General features: G+C 58.9%; 26 protein-coding genes and 2 tRNA genes. 26 read left to right on the top strand and 2 right to left on the bottom strand.

Annotated elements, in window-relative coordinates; genetic code table 11:
* The first annotated feature begins 15 nt into the window (after positions 1-15).
* Genes infB through pnp form a run of 5 tightly spaced genes read left to right on the top strand, consistent with a single transcriptional unit; the run spans position 16 to position 6,172 of the window.
* Positions 16-2,496, top strand: coding sequence for a translation initiation factor IF-2 (gene infB / locus ACYQ3M_RS01360; RefSeq protein ID WP_460034244.1), 2,481 nt, complete (start codon positions 16-18; stop codon positions 2,494-2,496).
* 2 nt (positions 2,497-2,498) lie between these two features.
* Complete coding sequence (gene rbfA, locus ACYQ3M_RS01355; protein WP_460034243.1) at positions 2,499-2,873, top strand: 30S ribosome-binding factor RbfA; 375 nt, start codon at positions 2,499-2,501, stop codon at positions 2,871-2,873.
* Positions 2,863-3,777: a tRNA pseudouridine(55) synthase TruB gene (truB, locus tag ACYQ3M_RS01350; protein WP_460034242.1), complete on the top strand. Its 915-nt coding sequence runs from the start codon at positions 2,863-2,865 to the stop codon at positions 3,775-3,777. Before rbfA ends, truB begins: the two co-directional genes overlap by 11 nt.
* 25 nt (positions 3,778-3,802) lie before the next feature.
* Positions 3,803-4,072 carry a 30S ribosomal protein S15 gene (rpsO, locus tag ACYQ3M_RS01345; protein WP_460034241.1) on the top strand — a complete coding sequence of 90 codons (270 nt, stop codon included), beginning with the start codon at positions 3,803-3,805 and terminating at the stop codon, positions 4,070-4,072.
* Between the two features lie 3 nt (positions 4,073-4,075).
* Complete coding sequence (gene pnp, locus ACYQ3M_RS01340; RefSeq protein ID WP_460034240.1) at positions 4,076-6,172, top strand: polyribonucleotide nucleotidyltransferase; 2,097 nt, start codon at positions 4,076-4,078, stop codon at positions 6,170-6,172.
* Positions 6,173-6,176: 4 nt separating this feature from the next.
* Here pnp and ACYQ3M_RS01335 read toward each other — a convergent pair whose 3' ends face one another.
* Positions 6,177-7,061, bottom strand: coding sequence for an isoaspartyl peptidase/L-asparaginase (locus tag ACYQ3M_RS01335; RefSeq protein ID WP_460034239.1), 885 nt, complete (start codon positions 7,059-7,061; stop codon positions 6,177-6,179).
* Between the two features lie 39 nt (positions 7,062-7,100).
* Between ACYQ3M_RS01335 and ACYQ3M_RS01330 the strand changes: the two genes are divergently transcribed.
* The 16 genes from ACYQ3M_RS01330 to ACYQ3M_RS01255 all read left to right on the top strand — a co-directional run bounded on the left by ACYQ3M_RS01330 (position 7,101) and on the right by ACYQ3M_RS01255 (position 21,629).
* The gene (locus ACYQ3M_RS01330) at positions 7,101-7,754 is read left to right on the top strand and encodes a class I SAM-dependent methyltransferase (protein ID WP_460034238.1); all 654 of its coding nucleotides are present in this window, start codon (positions 7,101-7,103) and stop codon (positions 7,752-7,754) included.
* Positions 7,751-8,113, top strand: coding sequence for a hypothetical protein (locus ACYQ3M_RS01325; RefSeq protein WP_460034237.1), 363 nt, complete (start codon positions 7,751-7,753; stop codon positions 8,111-8,113). Before ACYQ3M_RS01330 ends, ACYQ3M_RS01325 begins: the two co-directional genes overlap by 4 nt.
* Positions 8,053-8,646: a cytochrome c gene (locus ACYQ3M_RS01320; RefSeq protein ID WP_460034236.1), complete on the top strand. Its 594-nt coding sequence runs from the start codon at positions 8,053-8,055 to the stop codon at positions 8,644-8,646. The genes ACYQ3M_RS01325 and ACYQ3M_RS01320 overlap by 61 nt, the downstream gene beginning before the upstream one ends.
* The gene (locus tag ACYQ3M_RS01315; RefSeq protein ID WP_460034235.1) at positions 8,647-10,086 is read left to right on the top strand and encodes a cbb3-type cytochrome c oxidase subunit I; all 1,440 of its coding nucleotides are present in this window, start codon (positions 8,647-8,649) and stop codon (positions 10,084-10,086) included.
* Between the two features lie 544 nt (positions 10,087-10,630).
* Positions 10,631-11,743: a DNA phosphorothioation system sulfurtransferase DndC gene (gene dndC / locus ACYQ3M_RS01310; RefSeq protein WP_460034234.1), complete on the top strand. Its 1,113-nt coding sequence runs from the start codon at positions 10,631-10,633 to the stop codon at positions 11,741-11,743.
* Positions 11,744-11,758: 15 nt separating this feature from the next.
* On the top strand, positions 11,759-11,971 hold the full coding sequence (locus ACYQ3M_RS01305) for a hypothetical protein (RefSeq protein WP_460034233.1): 213 nt from the start codon (positions 11,759-11,761) through the stop codon (positions 11,969-11,971).
* Positions 11,971-14,037: a DNA sulfur modification protein DndD gene (gene dndD / locus ACYQ3M_RS01300; RefSeq protein WP_460034232.1), complete on the top strand. Its 2,067-nt coding sequence runs from the start codon at positions 11,971-11,973 to the stop codon at positions 14,035-14,037. The genes ACYQ3M_RS01305 and dndD overlap by 1 nt, the downstream gene beginning before the upstream one ends.
* A 10-nt stretch (positions 14,038-14,047) precedes the next feature.
* Positions 14,048-15,550, top strand: coding sequence for a DndE family protein (locus tag ACYQ3M_RS01295; protein WP_460034231.1), 1,503 nt, complete (start codon positions 14,048-14,050; stop codon positions 15,548-15,550).
* Positions 15,551-15,593: 43 nt separating this feature from the next.
* Positions 15,594-16,961: a F0F1 ATP synthase subunit beta gene (gene atpD, locus ACYQ3M_RS01290; RefSeq protein WP_460034230.1), complete on the top strand. Its 1,368-nt coding sequence runs from the start codon at positions 15,594-15,596 to the stop codon at positions 16,959-16,961.
* The gene (locus ACYQ3M_RS01285) at positions 16,958-17,356 is read left to right on the top strand and encodes a F0F1 ATP synthase subunit delta/epsilon (RefSeq protein ID WP_460034229.1); all 399 of its coding nucleotides are present in this window, start codon (positions 16,958-16,960) and stop codon (positions 17,354-17,356) included. The genes atpD and ACYQ3M_RS01285 overlap by 4 nt, the downstream gene beginning before the upstream one ends.
* Positions 17,353-17,631, top strand: coding sequence for an AtpZ/AtpI family protein (locus ACYQ3M_RS01280; protein ID WP_460034228.1), 279 nt, complete (start codon positions 17,353-17,355; stop codon positions 17,629-17,631). The genes ACYQ3M_RS01285 and ACYQ3M_RS01280 overlap by 4 nt, the downstream gene beginning before the upstream one ends.
* 3 nt (positions 17,632-17,634) lie before the next feature.
* Positions 17,635-18,321, top strand: coding sequence for a F0F1 ATP synthase subunit A (locus ACYQ3M_RS01275; RefSeq protein WP_460034227.1), 687 nt, complete (start codon positions 17,635-17,637; stop codon positions 18,319-18,321).
* Positions 18,318-18,590, top strand: a complete 273-nt coding sequence (gene atpE, locus ACYQ3M_RS01270) for an ATP synthase F0 subunit C (protein WP_460034226.1) — start codon at positions 18,318-18,320, stop codon at positions 18,588-18,590. The genes ACYQ3M_RS01275 and atpE overlap by 4 nt, the downstream gene beginning before the upstream one ends.
* A 3-nt stretch (positions 18,591-18,593) precedes the next feature.
* The gene (locus ACYQ3M_RS01265) at positions 18,594-19,346 is read left to right on the top strand and encodes a F0F1 ATP synthase subunit delta (RefSeq protein ID WP_460034225.1); all 753 of its coding nucleotides are present in this window, start codon (positions 18,594-18,596) and stop codon (positions 19,344-19,346) included.
* Positions 19,330-20,790, top strand: a complete 1,461-nt coding sequence (locus tag ACYQ3M_RS01260) for a F0F1 ATP synthase subunit alpha (protein ID WP_460034224.1) — start codon at positions 19,330-19,332, stop codon at positions 20,788-20,790. The genes ACYQ3M_RS01265 and ACYQ3M_RS01260 overlap by 17 nt, the downstream gene beginning before the upstream one ends.
* A complete protein-coding gene (locus ACYQ3M_RS01255) occupies positions 20,787-21,629 on the top strand; it encodes a F0F1 ATP synthase subunit gamma (protein WP_460034223.1) in 843 nt (280 codons plus the stop codon). The genes ACYQ3M_RS01260 and ACYQ3M_RS01255 overlap by 4 nt, the downstream gene beginning before the upstream one ends.
* On the opposite strand, the gene moeA is transcribed toward ACYQ3M_RS01255, so the two are convergent.
* Positions 21,622-22,896, bottom strand: coding sequence for a molybdopterin molybdotransferase MoeA (gene moeA, locus ACYQ3M_RS01250; RefSeq protein ID WP_460034222.1), 1,275 nt, complete (start codon positions 22,894-22,896; stop codon positions 21,622-21,624). The two genes, ACYQ3M_RS01255 and moeA, sit on opposite strands and share 8 nt — an antisense overlap.
* A 164-nt stretch (positions 22,897-23,060) precedes the next feature.
* On the opposite strand from moeA, the gene ACYQ3M_RS01245 reads away from it, so the two are divergent.
* The 5 genes from ACYQ3M_RS01245 (at position 23,061) to mepK (ending at position 25,462) form a co-directional block, all read left to right on the top strand.
* Positions 23,061-23,756: a hypothetical protein gene (locus ACYQ3M_RS01245; RefSeq protein ID WP_460034221.1), complete on the top strand. Its 696-nt coding sequence runs from the start codon at positions 23,061-23,063 to the stop codon at positions 23,754-23,756.
* 87 nt (positions 23,757-23,843) lie between these two features.
* Positions 23,844-23,920 (top strand) — tRNA-Pro (locus ACYQ3M_RS01240).
* Positions 23,921-23,924: 4 nt separating this feature from the next.
* Positions 23,925-24,001: transfer RNA gene (locus tag ACYQ3M_RS01235), tRNA-Arg, on the top strand.
* 32 nt (positions 24,002-24,033) lie between these two features.
* The gene (locus ACYQ3M_RS01230) at positions 24,034-25,077 is read left to right on the top strand and encodes a L,D-transpeptidase family protein (RefSeq protein ID WP_460034220.1); all 1,044 of its coding nucleotides are present in this window, start codon (positions 24,034-24,036) and stop codon (positions 25,075-25,077) included.
* Positions 24,962-25,462: a peptidoglycan L,D-endopeptidase MepK gene (gene mepK / locus ACYQ3M_RS01225; protein ID WP_487247444.1), complete on the top strand. Its 501-nt coding sequence runs from the start codon at positions 24,962-24,964 to the stop codon at positions 25,460-25,462. Before ACYQ3M_RS01230 ends, mepK begins: the two co-directional genes overlap by 116 nt.
* The last annotated feature ends 2 nt before the right edge of the window (positions 25,463-25,464 follow it).

Genomic DNA, 25,464 nt, shown 5'->3' with positions numbered 1-25,464 from the left:
GTAAAGGGTGTACAGATGAGTGAAGTGACCGTAAGACAGCTGGCCGATACCATTGGTATTTCACCGGAGCGCTTGCTCAGTCAGCTCAGCGAGGCAGGTCTTGCCAAAAGCTCGCCTTCGGACCTCCTCAACGACGAGGAAAAGCTCCGCCTGCTGAGCTTCTTGCGGCAAAGCCACGGTAAAAACGATGAAGCCGAGGCCTTGGGTCCGCGCCGCGTGACCTTAACCCGCAAGGAAGTGACCGAACTCAAGCAGGGCAGGGTGCCCGGGCGCGGAGCCAAGACCGTCAGCGTGGAGGTGCGCAAGCGCCGCACCTATATCAAGCGCAGCGAAGTGGTCGGGCTGACTCCTGAGCAGATCGAGGCAGAAAAAGCCCGTCAGGCGCTGGAGGAGCAGCGTTTAAAGGAACAGGAGGAAGCCAAGCGCCGCGAGGAAGAGGAAGCGCGCCGACTTGAGGAAGCCAAGCGCCGCGAGGAGGAAGAGCGGGCGCGCCAACAGGCAGAGGCAGCGGCTAGGGAAGAAGCGGCCCAGGCAGCTGCTCCGGCGGTGGAGGTAGTTGAGCCGGTGGTGGAAGCCAAAGCGCCGGCGCCGAAGAAGGCGAAGAAAAAGGAAGAGAAAGCGGAAGCGGAAGCGCCGGTGCGTAAAAAGCTGGGGATTCCAGAAGACCAGCTTCTGGCCGCCAAAGCGCGGGCGAAGAAAAAGGCCAAAGCGGAGGAAACGCGCGCGCCCACCCAGGTGGTACGGGAGGTGGCGATCCCAGAATCGATCACCGTGTCCGAGCTGGCGCAGAAGATGGCGGTCAAGGCCAGCGAAGTGATCAAACAGCTGATGAAGCTGGGGATCATGGCCACCATCAACCAGGTCTTAGATCAGGAGACGGCGGCCATCGTGGCCGAGGAGATGGGCCATAAGGTCAAGTTGCTCTCAGCCGCCGATTTGGAACAGTCGCTTTTGTCCCAGGTAGTCGAAGAAGCAGGCGGAGAAGAGAAGCCGCGGCCGCCGGTGGTTACCATCATGGGCCACGTGGATCACGGCAAGACCTCGCTTTTGGACTTCATCCGCCGCACGCGGGTGGCGGCGGGGGAAGCCGGCGGGATCACCCAGCACATCGGCGCCTACCAGGTCAAGACCGACCACGGCAAGATCACCTTCTTGGATACCCCGGGGCACGCCGCCTTTACCGCGATGCGGGCGCGCGGGGCCAAGGTGACCGATATCGTGGTGCTGGTGGTGGCGGCCGACGACGGCGTGATGCCGCAGACCAAAGAAGCCATTGAACACGCCCGGGCGGCGGGAGTGCCGCTGGTGGTGGCGATCAACAAAATCGACAAGCCGGAGGCCGACCCGGATCGGGTCAAGAACGAGCTGGCGGCGCTTAAGATCGTGCCGGAAGAGTGGGGGGGAGATACGCAGTTCGCCTTGGTTTCGGCCAAGACCGGCCAAGGGATCGACGATCTTTTAGAAGCGATTCTGTTGCAGGCGGAAATGCTGGAGTTGCGGGCGCCGGTGGAGGGCAGCGCGCGGGGCGTGGTCTTGGAGTCCCGGCTGGATCGAGGCCGGGGTCCGGTGGCCGACGTGCTGGTGCAGGCCGGCACCTTGAAAAAAGGCGACCTGGTCCTGTGCGGCAGCAGCTTTGGCCGGGTGCGCGCGATGTTCGACGAGAACGGCCGCCAGCTCAAAGAGGCTGGTCCTTCGACGCCTGTGGAGATCCTCGGGCTTTCCGAAGTGCCCAACGCTGGCGACGAGTTAATCGTAGTCAAGGACGAGAAAGTCGCCAAAGAGTTGGCCCAGCTGCGCGCAGAACGGCTGCGCAGCCAGAAACTGGCCACTGCCGCCACCAAGCTGGAGGACGTGTTCTCCCGCATGGAAGAAGGTCAGGCGGTGGACCTCAACCTGGTGGTCAAGGCCGATGTTCAGGGGAGCCTTGAGGCGCTGCGCGCCGCGCTCACCGAGCTTTCCACCGACAAGGTCCGCGTGCAGGTAATCTCCGGGGGCGTGGGCGGCATCAACGAAGGCGACGTCAATTTGGCGCTGGCTTCCAACGCCATCGTCGTCGGTTTCAACGTCCGCGCCGAAAGCCAGGCCCGCAAATTGGCGGAGGAGAGAGGGTTGGAGATCCGCTACTACAGCGTGATCTACGATCTGATCGACGACGTCAAGAAGTCGATCCGGGGCCTGCTCAAACCCGAGCTGAAGGAGCGCATCGTCGGGGTCGCCGAGGTACGGCAAGTGTTCCGCCATCCCAAGTTCGGCCAGATCGCCGGCTGCATGGTGAAGGAAGGGGCGGTGCGGCGCGGACTGCCGATCCGGGTGTTGCGCGACAACGTGGTCGTGCTTGGCGACGGGCAGCTTGAATCCCTGCGCCGCTTTAAGGAGGACGTGGCCGAAGTCAAGGCCGGCATGGAGTGCGGCATCAAGATCCGAAATTACAACGACGTCCGCGAGGGTGACCTGATCGAAGTATACGAACGGGTGGAAGTGGCGCCCGAGGGATAAAGATGAGTTTAAGACAGTACGAACGCGCCCAACGGGTCGCCTCCCAGCTCAAACGCGAGCTTTCCGATTTGATTCGCTTTGAGCTTAAAGACCCGCGCTTGGGTTGGGTCACCGTCGACGACGTCGAGGTGAGCCGGGACCTGGCGGTGGCCAAAGTTTATGTGTCCTCGCTTAAAGAGGACGAGCTCGAGGCCAGCCTCGAGGCGCTCAAAAGCGCCGCTCCGTTCATGCGCCGGGAATTGGGCAAGCGCCTGAGGTTGCGCATCGTTCCAGAACTGCGCTTCTACAAAGATACCGCCATTGAGACCGGCCTGAGGGTAACGAAACTTTTAGATCAGATTGCCAAACACGAGCGTGAACATCCCGATGAGTCCTAAATCGAGCCGCCGGCGGGGCGGCGACATTCACGGCATCTTGCTTTTGGACAAGCCGGAAGGGCTGACTTCCAACCAGGCTTTGGAACAAGCCAAGCGCTTGATGGGCAGCGCCAAGGCCGGGCATACCGGAAGCCTCGACCCCATCGCTTCGGGACTGCTTGCGATCTGCTTTGGAGAAGCGACCAAAATCTCGTCTTTTTTGCTCGGCAGCGACAAACAGTATCTGGTGACAGTGCGGCTGGGGGCAAGGACCGCCACCGGCGATGCCGAAGGCGAAGTCCTAGAGCGCCTGCCGGTGCCCGTGCTCCATCGAGCGATGATCGAGCAAGCGCTGGACCGTTTCCGCGGCGAGATCGAACAAATCCCCCCCATGTATTCGGCCCTGAAACACCAGGGGAGGCGTCTTTATGACTTGGCAAGAGCGGGGATCGAAATCGAGCGTTCCCCAAGGCGGGTGAGCATTCACCGCTTAAGCCTGCTCGATTTCGGGGCGGATTTTTTGCATCTGGACGTGCTTTGTTCTAAGGGGACGTTTATCCGCACTTTAGCCGAAGACATCGGCAAGGCGCTCGGCACCGGAGCCCATGTGGACAAGCTGCGCCGTACTCGGGTCGGGGATTTTCGGGTTGAAGACGCGGTGAGCCTTGCGCGTTTAGCGGAAACCGAGCCTGCGGCGCGACGGGCTTTGCTGCTTCCCATCGATCGGGCGGTGATGGCCTTGCCGCAGGTGGCCTTGGCCGACGAGATGAGTTTCTACGTGCTCCGAGGGCAAGCGGTGATGATCCCCAAACTCAAAGCGCAAGGGCACGTACGCCTGTATAATCGAGCAGGCGTGTTTTTGGGCGTGGGCGAGGTACTCGATGATGGTCGGGTGGCGCCCCGTCGTTTGTTTAAGCTAGCTTAACTTAACCATCAACGGGAGTAACATCATGCCTTTGACTGCTGAAGAAAAGTCTCGCATTATCCAAGAATACCAGCGTGGGCCGGGCGACACCGGTTCTCCTGAGGTCCAAGTCGCCTTGCTTACGGCGCGGATTAATCAATTGACCCCGCATTTCCAGCAGCACAAAAAAGACCTGCATTCTCGCCGCGGGCTTTTGCGCTTGGTCAGCCAGCGCCGCAAGCTTTTGAATTACCTGAGGGCCAGGGACATCGAGCGCTACCGCACCCTGATCGAACGGCTAGGACTACGCAAGTAAAAAATGAAACCCATCCGTAAAGAATTTAACTATGGCGGCCGGCGGGTCGTTTTGGAAACCGGGGAAATCGCCCGTCAAGCCGACGGCGCCGTAATCGTGGACATGGAGGGCACGGTGGTGCTGGTCACGGTGGTCGGCGCTAAAGAACCTGCGCCGGGGACCGATTTCTTCCCTCTTACCGTCAATTATCAGGAAAAAGCCTACGCTGCCGGGCGCATCCCGGGGGGGTTCTTCAAGCGCGAGGGGCGGCCTTCGGAAAAGGAGACTTTGACCTCGCGCCTGATCGACCGCCCCATTCGGCCCCTGTTTCCGGAAGGTTTCCACCACGAGGTGCAGATCATCGCCACGCTGTTGTCCTCCAACCCGGAAGTCGACGGCGACATTCCGGCGCTGCTCGGAGCCTCTGCAGCGCTGGCGATTTCCGGTCTGCCGTTTTTGGGCCCTATTGGCGCGGCCCGGGTCGGCTTCCGTGACGGCGAGTATCTGCTCAATCCGACCGATGCCGAGTTGGCCCAGTCGCAGCTCGACCTGGTGGTGGCCGGCACCGAAGAAGCGGTGTTGATGGTCGAATCGGAGGCCAAGGAGCTTCCGGAGGAGGTGATGTTAGGAGCGGTCTTGTTCGGTCACGAGCAGATGCAGACCGCCATCGCGACGATCAAAGAGCTGGCGGCCGAGGTAGGAAAGACCCCGTGGGAGTGGACTCCCCAGCCTGTGAACCCTGAGCTTTGCGCGCAGGTCGAGAGCCTGGCTTTGGAGGCTTTGCGTGAGGCTTACCGGATCCGGGAGAAAAAAGAGCGTTCCCAGAAGCTCAAGGAAATCCGCAAAGCGGTCGCCGAGGCTCTCGGGCAAGACGAACGCTTTAACCTTGCCGAGATCAAGCAAGCCTTAAGCGAGCTAGAAAAGAAGTTGGTGCGAGGCCGAGTCTTGGCGGAAAAGGTGCGGATCGACGGCCGCGGCCCGGCCGACATCCGCGAGATCGCCATCCGCACCGGCGTGCTGCCCCGCACCCACGGCAGCGCCCTGTTCACCCGTGGGGAGACCCAGGCGCTGGTGATCGCGACTTTGGGGAGCGGGCGCGACGCCCAGTTGATCGACGCCATCGAAGGGGAGTATTTCGAGTCGTTCATGTTGCATTACAACTTCCCCCCGTTCTGCGTCGGCGAGGTAGGGCCGGTAGGGGCGCCCAAGCGCCGCGAGATCGGCCATGGGAACCTGGCGAAGCGGGCGGTGCGGGCGGTCATGCCGAGCGAGGACGAATTCCCCTACGTTATCCGCGTGGTGTCGGAGATCACCGAGTCGAACGGTTCCAGTTCCATGGCCACCGTGTGCGGCACCAGCCTGGCGCTGATGGACGCAGGGGTGCCGATTAAGGCGCCGGTGGCCGGAATCGCCATGGGGTTGATCAAGGAAGGCGATAACTACGTGGTCCTGTCCGACATCATGGGCGATGAGGACCATTTGGGCGATATGGACTTTAAGGTCGGTGGAACCGCCAAAGGCGTGACCGCGCTGCAGATGGACATCAAGACCTGCGGGATCACCGCCGAGATCATGCGCCAGGCGTTGGAACAGGCGCGCGAAGGCCGCCTTGCGATCCTCGCCAAGATGAACGAGGTGCTGCCAGCGCCACGCCAGGAAATGTCCGATTACGCCCCGCGGATCATCACCTTCCGCATCGACCCGAGCAAAATCCGCGACGTGATCGGCAAGGGCGGGGTGACCATCCGCAGCATCACCGACGAAACCGGCGTGAGCATCGACATCTCCGACGACGGGGTGGTCAAGATCGCCTCGGTGGACAAGCGCGCTGGAGAGGAAGCCCGCCGCCGCATCGAGGAGATCGTCGCCGACGTGGAGGTGGGCCGGGAATACGAGGGCAAGGTGGTCAGGATCATGGAGTTTGGGGCCTTCGTCAACATCCTGCCGGGGCGCGACGGCCTGCTGCACATCTCCCAGATCAGCGACCGCCGCTTGAACGACGTGCGCGAGGTGCTCAAGGAAGGGGACGTGGTGCGGGTCAAGGTGCTCGAGATCGACCGCCAGGGGCGGGTGCGGCTGAGCATGAAAGGCGTCGCCCAGCCGGCCAAGGCGCTCAAGTGAGCGCTTAAAGCGCGCGGTCGCTCCCCCACCAGGCGATGGCTTCGGCAGTGCAGGCGACCACCCAGTCGCCTGTGCGCGCAACGCCGATCCAGCCGTAACGGCGGCGAAGGGATTGGGCTTCTTCGAGCGTCTTTTGGGTAGCCGCAAGCAGGCTTTGGCCGTCGCGCACCCGGGTCTCCAGCCGCACCGCCAGACCGTCGTCGACGATCTGCTCGCCGATCCCGGTGCTGCTGATGGCGGCGTAACTGGAAGCGTAGTTGCCGGCCACCGTGGCCGAGTCGGAAACGCGCTCGGGGAAGTTGGCGCCGCTGCCGCCGGTCGAGGTGGCTGCGGCTAGGCGCCCGTTCCGGTCCAAGGCCACGGCCCCCACGGTGCCGGAGCGGTCCTTTTCCGCCAGCGCTCTGGCCCAGCGCTCGATGGCGGCCTGGGTCAGCGGCGACTGGGGCGGAATCCCAAGCTCGCGCGCGATCAGTTGCGCTCCCAAGGGGCCGACCACCGACTCCTCGCGGCTTTGGAGATAGGCCGCCAGGCGCGAGGGATGAATAAGATGCGTGGCCAGCATCACTCCGGAGAACTTCTGCCGCGCCCCATCCATCAGCGAGGCCGACAGGCGCGCCAGCCCATCGCTCTGGAGCGCGGCGCCGCGGCCGGCGTTGAACAAGGGGCAATCCTCCAGCTTTTCCACCGCCAATGCGACCGCGGCGACCGCGGAGAGACCCTGAGCAAGTTCAGCTAAAACCGCCGCGCCGATGCCGGCCAGCGCCTCCTGGCGCCGTTTTTGTGTGTCGGGATCGGGCAGCGAACCGGCTCCGCCGTGGAGGAGCAGAACGGGCGGCAAAGCTTGGCCGTGATAGAGAGCGATGGGCATAGGCGGTTGCGGTAATCCCATGTTATTTTAAGGCCTTTAAAACGGGCGGAGGTATCGACCGTGTTTTGCTGCGGCTGCGCTCACGCTCAAGCGACCGAAAAGCTGTTCTCGCGCTTTGCCAAAGCCTACGCCTGGCGTTATCGGCTGTTTGGGCTGGAGCGATCCCAGCGCCAGCTGGTCGAAGGTTTGGCCCGGATCGGATATCAAGGCAGCACGCTCCTGGAGATCGGCTGCGGGGTCGGCTGGCTGCATCGGTGGCTGCTGCAGCGGGGTGCGGCCTGGGCCATGGGCGTTGACCTGTCCCCGCGGATGGTGGCCGAAGCCCAACGCTTGGCTGCCGAGCAGGGGCTGGCGGAACGGACTTCGTATCGGGTCGGGGATTTCGTCGAGCTGGCCGCGGAGATCGAACCGGCCGACTGCGTCCTCCTCGATAAGGTGATCTGCTGCTATCCCGACGCCGCCGCCCTGCTGCGCCAGGCCGCCTCCCGGGCGCGCCGGGCCGTGGCCCTGACTTACCCTCGCCGGCATCGCCTGAACCGAGCGCTTCACGGTGGGCTCAATAGGCTCCTGATCTGGATGAGGAGCGACTTTCGTACCTACTTGCACGACCCGGCGGCGGTGGAAGAGCTTTTTTACGCGTGGGGATGGAAAAAGGACTTTGAAGCCAGGACCTGGCTGTGGTTGACGCAAGTCTTCGTCCGGGAGCCAAGATGATCGAACCGGTCGCCCGGGAGCATTTCTTCCTGTTCTTCTTTACCGCCGCGGGGATGATCCTGGCGGCGCTGGGTTACGCGCTGCTCTATGCGTTGGCCCGTCGGTATCGGCGGCGGGCGCTGTTTTGGGGGGCATGCGTGGCTTACGGCGTGTTGACGGCGGCGGCGCTGACCCTGGCGCGGCTGGCGAATTTGACCGACGATTGGCGGGTGCTGGTGATTTTGCTGCTTTTGGGTTATGGGCTGGCGCCGGTGCTAATCTGGCGTTTGTGTGTGGCGACTCACGAAGAGGGGGAAAAATGGACAAGACACCGTGGTGGGCATCCACCCATTTCTGGAAAAAGACCGCCATCTGGGTGACGGCGGGTTCATTTTTACTGCTGATCGGCCTGACTTTCGATACCATGGCTAAGATCCAGGCGGGAAGCCGCCGGGTTCCCAGTTACGCTGTGATCGACCAACACATCGATTATCGCTATGATGCGAGCAAGCGCCGCTACCTGCCGGTGATCGAAGGCAGCGCGCCGCTGTTTGGCAAACCGCTCGCCGAAGAGGAGGCCGCCCGCCTAGTTGCCTTGGGCAAGAAAACCATTCAGGCCAAGAACTGCATGAACTGCCATACCCTTTTGGGCAACGGCGCCTATTATGCCCCGGATCTCACCAAGGCCTGGCTCGATCCGGCTTGGGGGCCGGAAAACGTGCGCCCGATGTTGATGAAGCTGTTTTTGATGGATCCGGAAAGCAACGCCCGCACCTACGGCACCGGGCGCAAGATGCCCAAGCTCAAAATCACCGAGCAGGAGGCCGAGGGCATCGTCGCTTTCCTCAAGTGGATGGCGGCCATAGACACCAACGGTTTTCCTTACAACTTCAAAACCACGGGGGGTGAGTGAATGATCCGGCCGTTCGATAGCCGTTATCTCAACGGGGGCCAAAAGCTGGCGGTCAAGTATTTCTGCGCCGCGGTGATCCTGTTCTTCGCCCAGTTGGTATTCGGCCTGCTGGCAGCGGCCCAATACCTGCATCCTAACTTTCTCCACGGAGTGCTCGACTTCCACGTCAACCGCATGGTTCACATCAACGCCATGATCGTGTGGATGTTGTACGGCTTCATCGGTTCGGTGTATTGGTTCCTCGAGGAGGAGAGCGGGCGCGAAGTCGTCGGACTGCACTGGGGGAACTTGGGGTTTTGGCTGCTGACGGCGGCGGTGGCGGTCGTGGTGGCGGTGTATCTTGGGGTGCAGACCGGCCCCGGCGGCGACTTTGCCCGCTGGTTCATCAACGAGGGGCGGGAATACATCGAGGCGCCGCGCTGGGCCGACCTTGGCATCGTGGCGGGGATGGGCATCTTTTTTTACAACGTCGCCGCCACCTTCATGCAGGGGAAATGGTCCGGCATCGCCGGGGTTTTGGTCTTGGATTTGGTGGCTTTGGCGGGCTTGTATCTGGCCGGGATGTTCTACGTCACCAATCTATCGATAGACCAGTATTGGTGGTGGTGGGTGGTGCACCTTTGGGTGGAGGCCACCTGGGAAGTGCTGGTCGGCTGCATCATGGCCTGGGCCTTAATGCACCTTCTCGGAGTGCAGCGCAAGATCGTCGAGACTTGGCTTTACATCGAAGTGGCGCTGATGTTCGGTTCCGGCATCCTCGGACTCGGGCACCATTATTTTTGGATCGGAGCGCCCGAATATTGGCTCGGGATCGGCAGTTTCTTCTCCGCCTTAGAACCCATCCCGCTGGTGGCGATGGTGGTCCATTCCCTCTACGACGCTGGGGTCCATCGCCTGAGAAACCGCAATCACCCGGCCCTGGCCTGGGTGATCGCCCACACCTTCGGCAACTTCCTGGGAGCGGGGGTGTGGGGTTTCATGCAGACTTTGCCGCAGATCAACCTCTACACCCACGGTACCCAGTGGGCCGCCTCCCATGGCCATCTGGCCTTTTTCGGCGCTTACGCCACGATCAACATCGCCTTCTTTTATCTGGCGGTGCAGCGCTGGCGCGGCGAGGTCTGGATGGGGGCGGGTCTTACCGGCGGCTGGCGCTGGAAGTGGGCTTTGGGGCTGTTGAGCGTGGGGGTGATGGGAATGGCTGTCGCTTTGCTCATCGCCGGCTATGAACAGTCCTTTATCGAGCGCGCCCAAGGGGGTTCGACCTGGGAGGCGTATTTTGCCGCCCAAACCCATCCCTGGTTCGTGGAATCCATGATCTGGCGCATGGTGTTTGGCTGGGTGACGCTGGCTGGGTTTTTGCTGCTGGCTTGGGATCTTCTGGTCATCGGCAAGTACGAGACCCAGACGGCGGAGGGGCCGGTGCTGGTGCATAGGTGAGGGTTTTTAACTGCTCGCTAAAGACTTGCGCACAGTTGTGTACTCATACATGTATGGACTGGCCGTCCTAAGCGGTCCTACGGCGAGTTCCGCCGGAGGTCAAGCCTGTGGAGAGGAAGGCTCTGGCCGTGCTTACAAGAGCGCGGTGAAACCGGCTTCAATGAAGCAGGAAGTCAGCTTTGAGCCTGTTTGAGCAAGTTCGAGTAAGTCTGACGGAACGGAGATAGGATGGCCTATCACCGTGGAAGATGCCCAGATCGCAGCTATCGCCAGATCCTGCCGGTTGGCGCTGGCGACCCTGAACCTCCGGGATTTTGTAGGCATAGACGAACTGACTTTGGTTAATCCGTGGGACTAATGGCCCTAGGACCAGCAAGGTGAGCAAGTATTGGTGTGCTATTGGCTATGAAAGTTACTTATGTATTATGAGCGCTATAGTCACTTATCGTTTTCTATTGATCGCGCTCAAAGAAAGTACGCGAGGAAGACAGATTGGTGATGCTGGATGACGGCGAAACCGCTTATCTGCTAATGGATTGATGCGATGAGTGTCAGTTTATTCTCTCCGCTGCCTCCATTGTCTGAGTCTACCCAGGGTGTTTTGGAGTGTGTTCGGAGGGAAATTCGGGATGAATATCTCAAATCTCATGATTTTCCCTGGATTATCGGTTTTTCCGGCGGCAAAGATAGTACTTTGCTAGTACATCTCGTGTTTGAACTACTTCTTGACTTGCCGCCGGATCAGCGAAAGCGCCCTGTCCATATTGTGGCCAATGATACCCTGGTGGAAAACCCACATATCGTGACCCATTTGCGTGCCGTAATGAATGAAATGCGGCAAGCCGTATCTGCATGGAGGCTCCCTATCTCTTTTCATATTACCCGTCCGGATCCAGATTCCACCTTTTGGGTGAATTTGATTGGTCGGGGGTATCCTACGCCAACACACTCTTTCCGGTGGTGCACAGATAAATTGAAAATTCGTCCGACGAGCCGCTATATACGAGAACATGTCACCGCTTTTGGAAGCGTGATTTTATTGATCGGAGTCCGACGGGATGAAAGCGCCACTCGAGCGGCCTCCATTAAGCGTTACGATGGGTCGCGTTTGCATCCTCATGGTGATTTGCCAGGATGTTGGGTGTTTCGTCCGATTAAAGAGTTGACTACTGAACAAGTATGGGAGTTTTTGGGATCTACAAACCCTCCTTGGGGAGGGTCTTACCGGCCATTGATTCAATTGTATCGGAATGCACTAGGTGGAGAATGTCCTGTCGTTATGGAAAAATCGGATGTGCCATTTTGTGGGACGGCTTCTTCCCGATTTGGTTGTTGGACTTGTACTGTCGTCAAGAAAGACAAAAGTCTGGAAGGGTTTGTGGAGTCAGGATTTAAAGAGGTTGAACCGTTGGTTCGTTTCCGTAATTGGTTGATGGAAATTCGCGATGAACCTGGGCGTAGGCTTGCTCAAAGGCGAAATGGGAAAGTCACCTTCATCGGGGATAACCTGATTCAAGGGCCTTTTACACTCGAGACGCGCAGAGAAATATTGGAACGACTGATGGATTTGCAAGATCGGGTTAAGCGCCGTTTGATCTCGGAGGAAGAAATCGCCAAGATTAAGCAAATTTGGGCGGATGACGCCGCAAAGTTATAAAGAAAGAGAGAGCTTATGCCACAGAATTTAGTAATCCTGTTCCAACATCCAGAAGGACGTCGATTGATTGAACAGCATTGCCGGCGTGTCGGACTTGCCGTTGGGGATCTTGAAAGATTGGTTGAAGAGGTAATTGAAAAAGATCACATGCAAAGACGTCGTGGTTTATGGCAAGCCTTTGATGAAATTCTGGATGTATCTGTTCCGCCAAAAGGAGATGATGGCTGATGTATCTCAGATCAATTGACCTCCGTAATTGGAAAGCTTATGAATCGGCGCGTTTTGAATTCCCTGTGCCTGAGGGAGATAAAAACGTGATTCTTATCGGCGGACGCAATGGATTTGGCAAGACGAGTTTGTTTGAAGCAGTGGTTTTGGGGCTTTTTGGAAGGGATGGTCTTCCTCTTGTTTTAAGAGCAGGAGCGGCTTTGGATGATGAGGCCAAGGCTCGGTCTTTTCGTGATTTCTTGAATCGATCCCTAAACGGGAATGCGTTGCGGAGCGGGAGAACTTCGTGTCGGATAGAGTTGGGATTTGAGGATGAATACGGGGAGGCCATCATTATTCAGCGCCGCTGGTATTTCTCCGAATCAGGGGAATGGTTGGGGGGTGTGAACGGTGAGGAAGTGAGAATTACTCAAGGATTAGCGCGCAGGCCCATAGCCCCACCGGAGACCGAGCCTGATGTGCTCGGTTGGTATCGGGATTGGATAAGCATTCACTTTATGCCGAGTCATCTGGCCGGTTTTTTTCTGTTTGACGGCGAGGCTGCAGCCATCTATGCGGAAAGGGATATGAAACGCCAGGTGTTGGATGGGATTGAAGGATTGCTGGGTTTAACCTGGTTCCGCAAGCTGGCCGCATCTCTGCGCCAATATGCCAGCAATCGTCGCAGTCAAGTTCCAAGTGGGGTTGACAAAAATATCCAAACACTGGAAACCCAGATCAAAGACATTGAAAGCGAAATCAGTCAGGCTGAAAAGAAGCTCGGTGATATTGAAGAAAGCCTGGTGCAGGCAGAAAATGAGCGGGACCGGTTGACGCGCGAACTGGCTGCTTATGGGACCGGCAGCCAGGCAGAGTTAAAAGAATTATATGACGATCGCAAAAATTGCGAAACGGAATATGAAAGAGCATTTGACAGGTTATTGGATTTGGTGGGCAAAGATCTGCCTTTGGCGCTGTGTGGTTCTTTGCTGCGAAGTCGAGTGATTGACCGCCTACACCGAGAAGCGGAGCGGGAGAAATGGTTGGCAGCTTGTGAACAAGGTAAACCCCGGGTTGAAGCAGCGTTGAGATCAGTAGAGACTCAGCTTCACGAGATTCAACCGCCCTTGGTACCGTCCCAGAAGGGAGCGGTTGTGGGGGTTGTGAAAAAAGCGTTGAATACTCTATGGTACCCGCCTCCAGAAAACGTTGCTGAAGATTTCCGTCATCCACATGCCTATGGTCCGCTGAACCAGCGCATTCGTGACCGCTTATCCGGAGCTGCGAATCTTACCATTGAGGCAGTAGAGAAATTGTTGGTCGCTTTGGAGAAACAAAGTGACGCCATTCGTCGGTTATCTCAGCAAATAGAACGAATAGAAATCAGCCCCAAGGGCGTTGAGGAGAAAAAAAGCCGCTTACGTGAAGTTAACGCGAAGGTCCAGCAATTGGCTCAAGAAAAGGGGAAATATAGTAATTTGTTGGCATCACGTAGGCCGGAGTTGGAACAAAAGCGCAAGGAGTTGGCTCGTCTCACAGCGCAATTGGATCATTCCGAGCCCCATGTCCGGCGTTCCCAGAGGGCTGAAGAGATTGCAGCTATGATCGATGATTTGATCAAGGATGCATGGCCTTTGCAAAGAAAGGCATTAGCGGAAGCAATGACGGCTGCTATTCAGGATATGGCTCATCGCAATGACTATCTCAACCGGGTTGAGATTGCTGAAGATGGAGAAATAAAGCTATTGACCCGTGAGGGGCGTAATTTGCGTGAATTTGATTTGTCTGCTGGAGAAAAGCAGGTATTCACGCAAGCTTTACTTGCTGCGCTGGCAGAAATTACAGGGAAACAATTCCCTTTGTTGATCGATACTCCGTTAGGTCGTCTTGATGAAGAACATCGCCTCAATGTTCTGCAATATCTGATCCGTCGCAAGAGTCAGGTGATTTTGTTGTCCACCGATACCGAAGTGGTTGGCTCTTATCTTGATGCTATACGTTCCAAGGTTTTGAAGTGTTATTTGCTTGAAAGCCACCAGGAAGGCGATTTGGCTTTCAGCCGTCCAAAGCCGGGCTATTTCCAGTAGAGGAAATTGCATGATGTTTGGAATAGATGAGGTTATCCAAGCCGATTTTCGGACTTCTGCAGAGGCGGATCAGATAGCAGGAGAGTTAAAAGACGCCTTGGGATTAAGTGCTTATAACATTCTGGCTCGTTTAGCGATAGGCAGGTCGCTGTCGCTCTCTGATCCTCCCGGCGGAGTGAAAAAAGAAGGACGGGTGATCAAGGGTGGAACTTTGTTTGGAAGCGGTGCTGACTTGGGGGCTTGGTTGTCGCTTTTGATCGAGCATCGGGGGCAAAATTTCCAGAACATAGAAGAACTCCAGTCTGACGTTGCTGCCCACTGGGACCGGGGACTTCGATTGTTATTCGAACTATGGGAAAACTGTGACCACAATCCCACTGGCTTCTGGCGGACTTTGGCCCAATCAGTTCTTCCCCACGGGATTTCTCAGGACAGCACCCCTGCTGATGTTTTTGAAACATCACCTGGTCTACTTCAGATTCCCATAGGCCAAAAAGCCCAAGATATGGCTTCCGGTGAGAAAGTCATTTGGAAGCTTAATGCTCCAGGGGCCAGTCCTCATTTAGCAGTTATGGGTGGCGTCAATAGCGGTAAAACGAGAACGGTGGTGGAAATTCTTAGAGCCTTGCGCAATCAATGTGAAGTTCCCTTGTTGGCGTTCGATTTTAAGGGGGATCTGACTGGAGATAAAAATACTTTAGATCGATTTTTTTCCACTAAAGTTCTGTCTCCGCCTCATGAGCCAATACCGCTTGATGTGTTGGATTTGACCGACCGTAGTGAAACTGGTATCAAGGTCGCTGCCCAAAGGTTACGGGACAGCCTGGCCACCCTCAAGGGAGCAGGATTCGGGGCTCAACAAAAAGACGCGTTGGCGGTAGCTGCGGAACGCGCTCTTCGTCAGCAAGTACCTTGCGCGCTTGCAGATGTTCTCGACAGGCTGGAGGAAGTCTATGCCGAGAGAGGGCGTAGGGAAGATGGGGCTATTGCAACGTTGAAAGATCTATGCCGTCTGCCATTGTTTCAACCGGAAATGCCTCCGGAACGCTTTTTCTCCCGTTCCTGGATTATTCGCCTAACTCAGGATTTGCCCGAGTTGGTGCGGGTCAGTATCGTGACTCTGGTGACTGATGCCTTGGACCGCTATCTCAACAGCCTGCGGGATTCTTCCGTTGATGAAAACGGCAACCGGGCACTACGGATAGTTTGTGTCATTGATGAGGCACACCGGGTATTGGGAGCTAGACTGCCGGGCCTTTCCGGGTTGATTCGGCTTAGTCGATCCAAAGGCGGGGCGGTTTTTCTGATCTCCCAGTCTCCCGATGATTTCCAAGGAGAGGATGATGATTTTCTTAGTGAGATGGGAGTGGTCTTGGCTTTTGCAACCTTTGCCAATACCCGATCGGTTCGCCGAATCCTAGGGCCTGAAGCTAATTTGTCCTTGCTGGAGAAAGGGCAAGGATGGATCAAATTACGGGGAGAAACCAGACCGCGAAAACTCCAAGTATGGTAAATAGGTTTTCTTGGCGCTAGGGACGCAGGCATGAAGTCGATCTGTGGTTGAGAGAACACCCATCGGCACCATTGCTGAGGTCCACGGCCCGGTGGTGGTGATCGCGTGCCAGCGGCTGCCGCCGCTGCGCCAGGCCCTGTACGCCTGCCTCGACCACGAGACCTATGTGTTCGAGGTCCACCAACATTTGGATGAGAGCCGCGTGCGCGCCATTACCCTGCATCGGACTTCGGGCTTGAGCCGCGGAATGGCGGTGTACGACACCGGTGCCCCGCTGCACGTGCCCGTCACCGAGAGCTGCCTGGGGCGCTTGGTGAACGTCTTCGGCGAGCCGTTGGACGGGGGAGAGCCGCTGGCGAGTGATGAATACCGTAACATCCACGCCTGGCCCACTCCTTTGAGCGAGGCGGTAGGAGCGACCGGCATCCTGGAGACCGGGATCAAGGTGGTCGATCTTCTCTGTCCGTTCATGCGCGGTGGCAAGACCGGTCTGTTTGGCGGTGCCGGAGTGGGCAAGACAGTGCTGATCATGGAGTTCATGCACGCGGTCATCTCTTTGCACCGGGGAGTGTCGGTGTTTGCGGGAGTGGGGGAGCGCATCCGCGAGGGCCACGAGTTGTGGATGGAGCTCAAGCAGGCCGGAGTCATGGACCGGTCGCTTTTGGTCTTCGGGCAGATGGACGAATCTCCGGGAGTGCGCTTTCGGGTCGGGCTGACTGCTTTGACTTACGCCGAATACTTGCGCGATCGGCTCCGCACGGAAGTCCTATTCTTGGTCGATAACATTTTCCGCTTCGCCCAGGCCGGCAGCGAGATCTCCAGCCTCTTGGGCAGGATGCCGGCCACCGTCGGCTACCAGCCTACCCTGGCCAGCGAAGTGGCGGAAATCGAAGAACGCATTCTCTCCACCCGCAGCGGAGCAATTACCTCGGTGCAGGCGGTGTACGTGCCCGCCGACGATATGACTGACCCGGCCGTGAGCGCTATTCTTAGCCACCTGGACACCACCGTCATTCTGTCCCGCGCGATCGCCGCCGCTGGCCTGTATCCTGCGGTCGATCCTTTGCGTTCCGGAAGCAAGCTGATGGACCGGCATGTTTTGGGCGACCGCCACTACGCGATCGCCGAAGGGGTGCGCGAACACCTGGCCCGCTATGCCGAACTGCAGGACATCATCGCGATGCTCGGGCTGGAGGAACTGTCCCCAGAAGACCAGCGCATCGTCCGGCGGGCTCGGCGGCTGGAGCGCTACCTCAGCCAGCCGTTCCACGTGACCGCCCAGTTTACCGGAATCCCTGGAGTTTCGGTGCCGCTGGCGCAGACTTTGGCCGATTGCGACGGCTTTCTGACCGGCAAGTACGATTCTCTGCCGGAAGAGGCTTGTTATATGCGCGGGGCGATGGCAGGATGAATACCTTTGTACTCCACTTGCAAAGCGCCACCCAAACCGAGCGGATCGAGGGGGTGGTCTCCTTCGTGGGACGCGATGCCTCGGGCAGCTTTGGCATCTGGCCCGGGCACGTGCGTTTGCTGACGGTGCTGGAGTTTGGTCTGGCGCGTTTTCGCTGTCTGGGTGGGGAATGGGAATACCTGGCGCTGCCTGGAGCGGTGGTGTATTTTGTCGCCGACGAGTTGTTCTTGAGTTGCCGTAGATTCTTCCGCGACCGGCAGCTTGCTGCCATCGAACGCGCGCTCGGGGCCGAACTGGCCCGAGAAGAACGCGAGCTCAAGGAACTTAAAACTTCTCTCAAGCGCATGGAGGAAGCCATGTTTAAACGTTTGCTGCGGCTCGGAGGCAGGCGGTGACTGTTCCCAAAGCACGCGACTGGCTCTTAGCGATCCGGCGCCAGGTACGCAGAATCAAGCGGGCAGAGGAGGAAGAGCGCACTCTTTTGGCGCAACTTACCTATCTTGGAACCGCCGGGTTGGTGCTGGCGCTTCCGGTCGTGGCCGGAGCGTACTTGGGGAATTGGCTCGACCGGCAGCTTTCCGGTTATTCCATGCGCTGGACGCTGAGCCTGATCTTCGTCGGCCTGGTGCTCGGGGGGGTCAACCTGTGGTTGTTGTTCAAAGAGGAGTGAAAAGTGGAAGGCGAAGGTATTTTCCCCACCGTGGTGCTGCGCTTAGGGCCGGTCGAGTTGACCGATACTTTGCTGACATCCTTGGGCTTGACGCTCGCGTTTTGGCTGGGCGGGATCGGTCTTTCCCGCCGCCTGCGCCTTAAGCCGGGTCCGATGCAGGCGGCGCTCGAGGGCATCGTGCTCGCGATGGAGGAGGCGATCTCCCAGGTGTTGCCGGCGCACGCGCAGCGGGTCGGGCCGTTCATCATGGGGTTGTGGTGGTTTCTGCTGGCGGCCAACTTGATCGGCTTGATTCCCGGCCTGCATTCGCCCACCCGGGATCTTTCCATCACCTCGGCCTTGGCGGTGCTCGTATTCTTGTCGGTGCATTGGTTCGGCATCCAAAGCGAGGGGATCCAAGGCTATCTTGGCCATTATCTCAAACCGTTTCCTTTCCTGCTCCCGTTCCATTTGGTCAGCGAGATCACCCGTACTGTGGCGCTGGCAGTGCGCCTGTTCGGCAACATGTTGAGCCTGGACCTGGTGGCTTTGATCGTATTGCTGTTGGCCGGCTTCTTGGTGCCGGTGCCGATCCTGATGCTCCATATCGTGGAAGCTTTGGTGCAGGCCTATATCTTCGGCATGCTGGCCTTGGTGTACATCGCCTCTGGGATGCACGCGCGCGAGCAACCCAAGGAGAGCGCAGCATGACCGGCGATATGACTTGGATCATCGTCGCCTCGACGGCGGCCTCGGCCTTGGGGATCGGGATCGGCGTCCTGGGGCCTGGGCTGGCGATGGGGCGGGCGATCGGTCAGGCCCTGGATGCGCTGGCGCGCCAGCCAGAAGCGGAGAAGTCCTTGCTGCGGATGCTATTCATCGGCTTGGCGATGATCGAATCGCTGGCGATCTACTGCCTAGTGATCGTGCTGATCATCCTGTTCCGCAATCCTCTGCTTGCCTACGTGGTGGGGCACTGATACGTGGCGCTGAACTGGTCCACCTTTGCCCTCGAAATCGTCAATTTTCTGGTCCTGGTCTGGTTGATCCAGCGTTACCTGTATCGGCCGGTGCGCCAGATCGTGGACCGGCGCCGCGAAGAGATCGAAACGCGCCTGAACGAGGCCCAGCGGCTTCGGCAGCAGGCCGAGGCGATGCAGCAGCGCTACGAGGCGCGGCTGGCGGAATGGGAGGCGGAGAAACGCCGCGCCTTAGAAAACCTGCAACAAGAACTCGAAGCCGAGCGCAAACACCGCCTTGAGTCCTTGGCTAAGGAGCTTGCTGCCGAGCGCCAAAAGGCAGAGGAATTGTGGGCGCGAGAGCAGCAAGACCGGGCGCGCCGCCTTGAAGAACAGGCCTTGGTCTTAGGGGCGGCCTTTATCGCCCGGCTTCTTGAGCGGTTGGCCGACCGCCATTTGCATCAGCGCTTGCTCGAGCTGTTGCAGGAGGATCTGGCGCGCTGGCCGGCCGAGCAGGTCATCAAGCTGCGTCAGACCTTCCAAGCCAACCCCACGCCGGTGACGGTGACCTCGGCTTTTGCCTTGGACGAAGACGAGCGCGATCGACTGAGTGCGGCTTTGCGCCAGCTTTTGGTAACCGAGCTTGGCTCTTTGCGCTTTGTTGTCGACCCGAAACTGCTCGCCGGCGTGAGGGTCAGCCTGGGCACCTACGTATTGCGTGCCAACCTGCAAGACGAACTCGAATTCTTTGCCCGGAGCCATGCGAGCCACGGCTGATCTGATCCATGCCCTTGCCAGGCAGCTTGAGGGTTACCGCTTTAGGCCGCGCCTGACCGAACAGGGGGAAGTGGTGTCGGTGGGGGACGGGATCGCCTGGATCCGGGGGCTGCCATCGGCGGCGCTGGACGATTTACTCGAATTCGAGGAGGGCAGCCGGGGGATGGTTTTCGATCTACGTACCGAGATGGTGGGGGCGATCCTTTTGGAGCAGAGTGACCGCTTGACTGCCGGCGCCACCGCCTGGCGCGCCGGCAGAACCTTGAGCATCCCGGTGGGGGATGCGCTGTTGGGCAGGGTGGTCGATCCTTTAGGCTATCCGCTCGATGGCCGGGAACCGCCCCTCTGCTCCTCGCGGCGGCCGCTGGATGCCCCTGCGCCACCGATCATCGCGCGGGATTTCGTTCGCCAGCCTTTGTATACTGGCTGCAAGATCATCGACTGCATGGTTCCCATTGGCCGCGGCCAACGCCAGCTTATCGTGGGCGATGGCGGGACCGGGCGCAGCGCCTTGGCGCTGGATGCGGTGATCCACCAACGCGGCCAAGGCGTGCTGTGCGTATACGTACTGATCGGCCAGAAACGCTCGAGCGTGGTCGCCGCCATCGAGACCCTGCGCCGCTACGGCGCGATGGAGTATACCGCCGTGGTGGTAGGCGAGGCGTTCGCCTTGCCGGGGTTGAAATATCTAGCCCCGATGGCCGGCTGCGCCATCGCCGAGTATTGGATGGAGCGCGGCCGCGACACCTTGGTGGTCTACGACGATTTGAGTACCCACGCCTATATTTATCGGGAATTGTCCCTGCTGCTGAACCGCCCGCCGGGGCGCGAGGCTTACCCGGGGGACATCTTTTCCCTCCACGCTCGCCTCTTGGAGCGCTCTACGCGACTTTCCCCCGACCGCGGTGGCGGTAGCATGACCGCGCTTGCTATCGTCGAGACCAAACAGGGCGAAATCGCCGCTTACATTCCCACCAACCTGATCTCGATCACCGACGGCCAAATTTACCTGGATCAAAAATTATTTGCCTCCGGTTTTCGCCCCGCCATCGACATCGGCAAGTCGGTCTCCCGAATCGGCGGCAAGGCTCAGCATCCCAAGATCCAGGCCGAAGCCGGAAGGATGAAGCTGGATTATCTGCAATTTTTGGAGCTGGAAGCTTTTACCCGGTTTGGCGCCAAACTGGAGGAGAGCGTCGCCAACAAGCTCCGCCGCGGCCGGCTGTTGCGCGAAATTTTGAAGCAAGACCGCCTGCATCCTGTGCCGGCCGAATTCGAGCTGGCCTGGCTGATCGCTTTCAACGAGGGCCTGTTCGATCGGCTCGAACCCACTCGGGTGCCTGCCTATTTGGCGCGGCTTGAAAAGGAGGTGGCTGCCTCGGGTTTGGGACTGGAAACCGAGCGCACGGTGTGGGTGGATAAGCTTAAAGTCTGGCTTGCATGAGGCGCCGCGAGATCGAAAGCCATCTGGCCGGATTGGGCGAGATCCGCGAGATCCTGGCGGCGATGAAGAACCTTTCCTTGACCGAAACGCACAAGCTTGTGCGTTTCATCGCCAGCCAGCGCCAGGCGACGGCGACCATCGAGCGGGCGGCGGCCGATTTTTTGTGCGCTTGGCCGGAGTGGCTGCCGGCGTCTCGCCCCCGGCAGGCGATTTTCCTGGTGATCGGTTCGGAACGGGGATTCTGCGGCGATTACAACGACCGGCTGGTAGCCGCCGTCGAGGCGCGCTGCCAAGAGCTAAGCTGTCAGGCGCGCTTGATTCCAGTAGGAAACAAGCTGGCGAGCCGGCTGGAAGGCGATGCGCGGGTGATCCGCTCCCTGGCCGGGGCGTCGGTGGCAGAGGAAGTGCCTGAGGTCCTACAGCAGGCGGTGGAAGTAATCGAACAGCTGGAGGCGGAGTTGCCGGAAGCCGCCTGGTTTGGCGTGCACCACAGCAGCGCCGGATTGCGGCTGAGTTCGCTGCTGCCGCCGTTCCAACACCTCCAGAGCCAAGCTTTACCGGGGGCGCTTTTCACCTATTTGGAGCCTGCTGCGCTGTTTTCTAAGTTGGTGGATCAATATCTGTTCGCGCTTTTGCACGCGATGTTTTTCGAGGCGCTGTTGGCCGAGCACCAGCGCCGTATTCAGCACCTGAGCGGGGCGATCGACCGGCTCGACGAGCGGTGCCGGAATCTCAAGATTCGCCGCAACGCCTTGCGCCAGGAGGAGATCATTGAGGAGATCGAAATGATCATGCTCAACGCGGACGCCGTGCTTGCCCGTAAATTCCCGCCTACATGAAAGCAGAAAATGGCCACACGGTCACCGCTTCGCCGGCTTGCACCGGTCCCCGCTCGTGCTCCAAGACGATGAAGCAATTGCCAAGGCTCATCGAACGCAGGATGCCAGAGCCTTGGCGGCCTGTGGTTCGCACTTGCCAGCGGCCGTCTGCGCCAAGGCCCAAAACGCCGCGTTGAAACTCAGTGCGGCCCGGCTTTTTGCTGAGCGGCTCCAAGGTAGTCGCGGTCAGAGTCGGAATCAGGGGAGGCTGGTCGGCGCCCACTTGGCGGTACAAGGCGGGGAGGACGAATTGGTAAAAAGTCACCAAGACCGCTACGGGGTTGCCGGGGAGCCCGAAAAACAGCGCGTCGCCGAGCCGGCCGAAGGCCAAAGGCCGGCCCGGTTTGATCGCCACCTTCCAAAAGCGAACGCTACCGAGCTCGGCCAGGACGCGCTTGGTGTAATCGGCCTCGCCCACCGACACTCCACCGGAGCTGATCACCACCTCGCAAGCGGCCGCCGCGGCGCGGAAAACCTGCGCAATTCTGCTTAAGTCGTCTGGGACGATGCCGTAATCCACGATCTCCAGCGGCAGCTTTTGCAGCGCGCCGATCAGGGAAAAACGGTTGCTGTCGTAGAGTTTGCCGGCCACATACGGGGCGCCCTGAGGGAGGAGTTCGTCGCCGGTGGAAAGCAGCGCCACTTTGGGCTTGCGCTTGACCGAAACTTCGCTCCTTCCCAGCGAGGCGATCAACCCAAGATCGGGGGGAAGGAGGAGTCTGCCTGGACGCAAGATCGTCTCGCCCTGGCGAATGTCTTCGCCGGCTTGACGCACGTTTTCCCCGCTTAGGTGGCCGCCTTTGACTTCGATCCAACCTCCTTCAGGAGCTTCTTCCACGTGCTCTTGCATGAGCACGGTGTCGGCCCCTTCCGGCAGGGGAGCGCCGGTCATGATGCGCACCGCCTGGCCGGCTGGAACCTTCCCTAAAAAAGGGTGACCTGCCCGTGCCTCGCCGATGACAGAAAGCCTCGCCGTCTGACCGGGTTGGGGGAGGTCGCCGGCGCGCACCGCGAAACCGTCTACGGCGGCGTTGGCAAAAGCAGGAACGTCCCTCGGGGAAACGATGGGCTCGGCCAAGATCCGGTGCAAGGCTTCTCTTAAGGGCAGTTTCTCGCTGCCGGCGATCGGCTGGACCTCCGCGAGGATTTGGCTTATGGCTGCGCTTACGGAGAGCGTGCCGGACTCAAAGCGATCGGTGCAGTCAGCCCGAAAGGCGGTGGACACCATAGGGTGAGAATCGTATCATGCAATTGAATAATAAGGCCGATTTTCTTTCCAGTCCAGTGTCCGTTTTTTTACAAGCGTTTTGCAGCGGGCGCTTGGGATTTCGTTAACTTGCTGTTTTTAGAGGCTTTTATTTTCTTGGCCCGAGGTTTGCCTAAATTTTTGCTATGGATGAACTAAAGCGCTTGATTCCTGAGCCTGAAACTTCCGTGTCGGGAAATTTCCCGTTGGAGGAGAGGCGCCGCCGGGTGCGCCGGCAGAGCAACGGCGTGGGCCGTCATCACTATCATAGCCGCAGACGTCTGGTTTACGGCTTGTGGGCGGCGCTCGCGATCCTGTTTTTGCTGCTGTTGGTGACCGCCATCAAGCTGAGCTTATACGCCAAGGAAGTAAACGATTTGACCCTACTGCAAGCCAAGCAAGAGCGCGAGCTGGAACGCCTGCGGCCGCGGTTGGCGCAGCTGGAAAGAGAATTAGCGGAGTTGGTCAAACAGCGCTTGCCGGGACTTTATCCGCTGGAGTTCGACAAGGTCATCCCGATCGACAAAGAATACGTTCAACACATCCTCTTTACCCGCATCGGCAAAGCAGAAGACCGCAACTACGAATTCAAGCTTACCTTGAGGAACGGCGATTTGACCGCGGTGCATCCCATCGTCCGGGTGATGTTCTTCGACCATTTGGGGATCCAGGTGGCCAGTGCTGCGGTTGGGGTCGACGACAAAGGCGTGCCGACCTTGGATGTGTTGGAACGGGGCGAGGTGCGTTCCTATGTCCAAGTGATCAGCTTACCGTCCGGCAAGGAAGCAAAATACTTTCGCATTGAAACGGATTTGCCTGCTTATCAAAAGCCCAGAACTTAAGCCGCCCGCCTAACCAGAAAAGGGAGTAAATTGCCCACGGCAGAGAGCTGGTCTGAGCTTAGGTAGAGAAGTTATAATTGCGATCTTCGGGGCATAGCGCAGCCTGGTAGCGCGCCTGCTTTGGGAGCAGGATGTCGGGGGTTCAAATCCCTCTGCCCCGACCAAGAAGCGCTCGTAGCTCAACCGGATAGAGCATCGGCCTTCTAAGCCGAGGGCTGCAGGTTCAAGTCCTGCCGAGCGCGCCAGTTCGATTTCCCTTCCCTTTTTGGAGACTTGTGTGGTTTTTACCCCCCGGATGCGCATCTTGGTTTTCTTGGCGCTTTTTTCAGGATGCGCCTTGCCTGTCGCGGCGGAGATCGTCGGCGGCGTGTTTACTTATACGGTCAAAAAAGACGACACTCTGCTTGGCATCGGCGCGCGCTTTGGCGTTGATGCCAAGCTCCTGGCGCGGGAGAACGGAATCGGCAAGGATGGGCTTATCTACGTTGGCCAGAAGCTCAAAATAGACAACCGGCACCTGGTGCCGGCTAGGCGTCAGGACGGCATCTTGATCAACATCCCGCAGCGCATGCTGTATCTCTTTCGCGACGGGAAGCTGGTGGCTCACTATCCGGTCGGTTTAGGCCGGCCTTCGTGGCCCACGCCGACCGGGCGCTTTGCCATCGCCAACAAGGCGATCAACAAGGACTGGGTCGTTCCCAAGTCGATCCAAGAAGAGATGCGCCGCGAGGGGCGGGTGGTTCGGACACGGGTGCCGCCCGGTCCAGACAACCCCTTGGGCAAGTACTGGATAGGGCTGACGGCGTCCGGTTACGGCATCCACAGCACCATTTACCCCATGAGTATCTATCAATTCCGCAGCCACGGCTGCATCCGCCTGCACCCCGACGATGCCGAGGCGCTTTTCCAGCAGGTCAAGGTAGGCGACAGCGTGGAGATCATCTACCGGCCGGTGATCGTCGAGCGCGATCCTGAAGGCAGGGTATGGCTGGAAGCCCACCGCGATGTTTATAATCGCGGGGTGGATCCGTGGCAGGCGTTTCTCCAAGCGGCCTACCGCCTGGAGCCGTTGCCCAAGTTTATTTGGGATCGGGTGCTCTTGGGACTAAAGCACAGCGAAGGGATCGCCAGACGCATTGATTCGTTCGAGCCCGATAAAAAGGAGGAGGAAGCAAATGAATCGACGTCAGTTTTTCAAGCTTGGATTGGGCGCGGGAGTTGCTTTGACTGCTGTTCCCGCGTGGGCGCTGGCGCCTGCGCGCAGCTTGACGCTCGTCAACCTGCACACCGGCGAATCTTTGCGCACCGTGTACTGGTTTAACGGGCGCTATCTCTCCGACTCGCTGCAGCGGCTCAATCATCTGCTTCGCGATCATCGGCGCAACGAGGTTTTCCCGATCAACGCCCGGCTGTTCGACTTGCTCTACGTGCTCAGCGCTCGGCTGGAGACGGCAAGGCCCATCGAGATCATTTCCGGCTACCGTTCCCCGGCCACCAACGCGATGCTGGCCGCTCATTCCGACCAAGTCGCCAAAACCAGCCTGCATACCTTTGGGATGGCGGTGGACATTCGCGTCCCAGGTCGCGAGCTTAAAGATGTGTATAAAACCGCGCTTAACCTTAGAGCGGGAGGCGTGGGTTACTATCCGGTCTCCAATTTTGTCCATGTGGACGTAGGGCGGGTTCGGACCTGGTGGGGGAGTTAACG

The sequence above is a fragment of the Methylothermus subterraneus genome, from assembly GCF_054656915.1.
The sequence above is the reverse complement of the archived record's forward strand: the minus strand, read 5'-3'. Positions and strand labels throughout refer to the sequence as shown.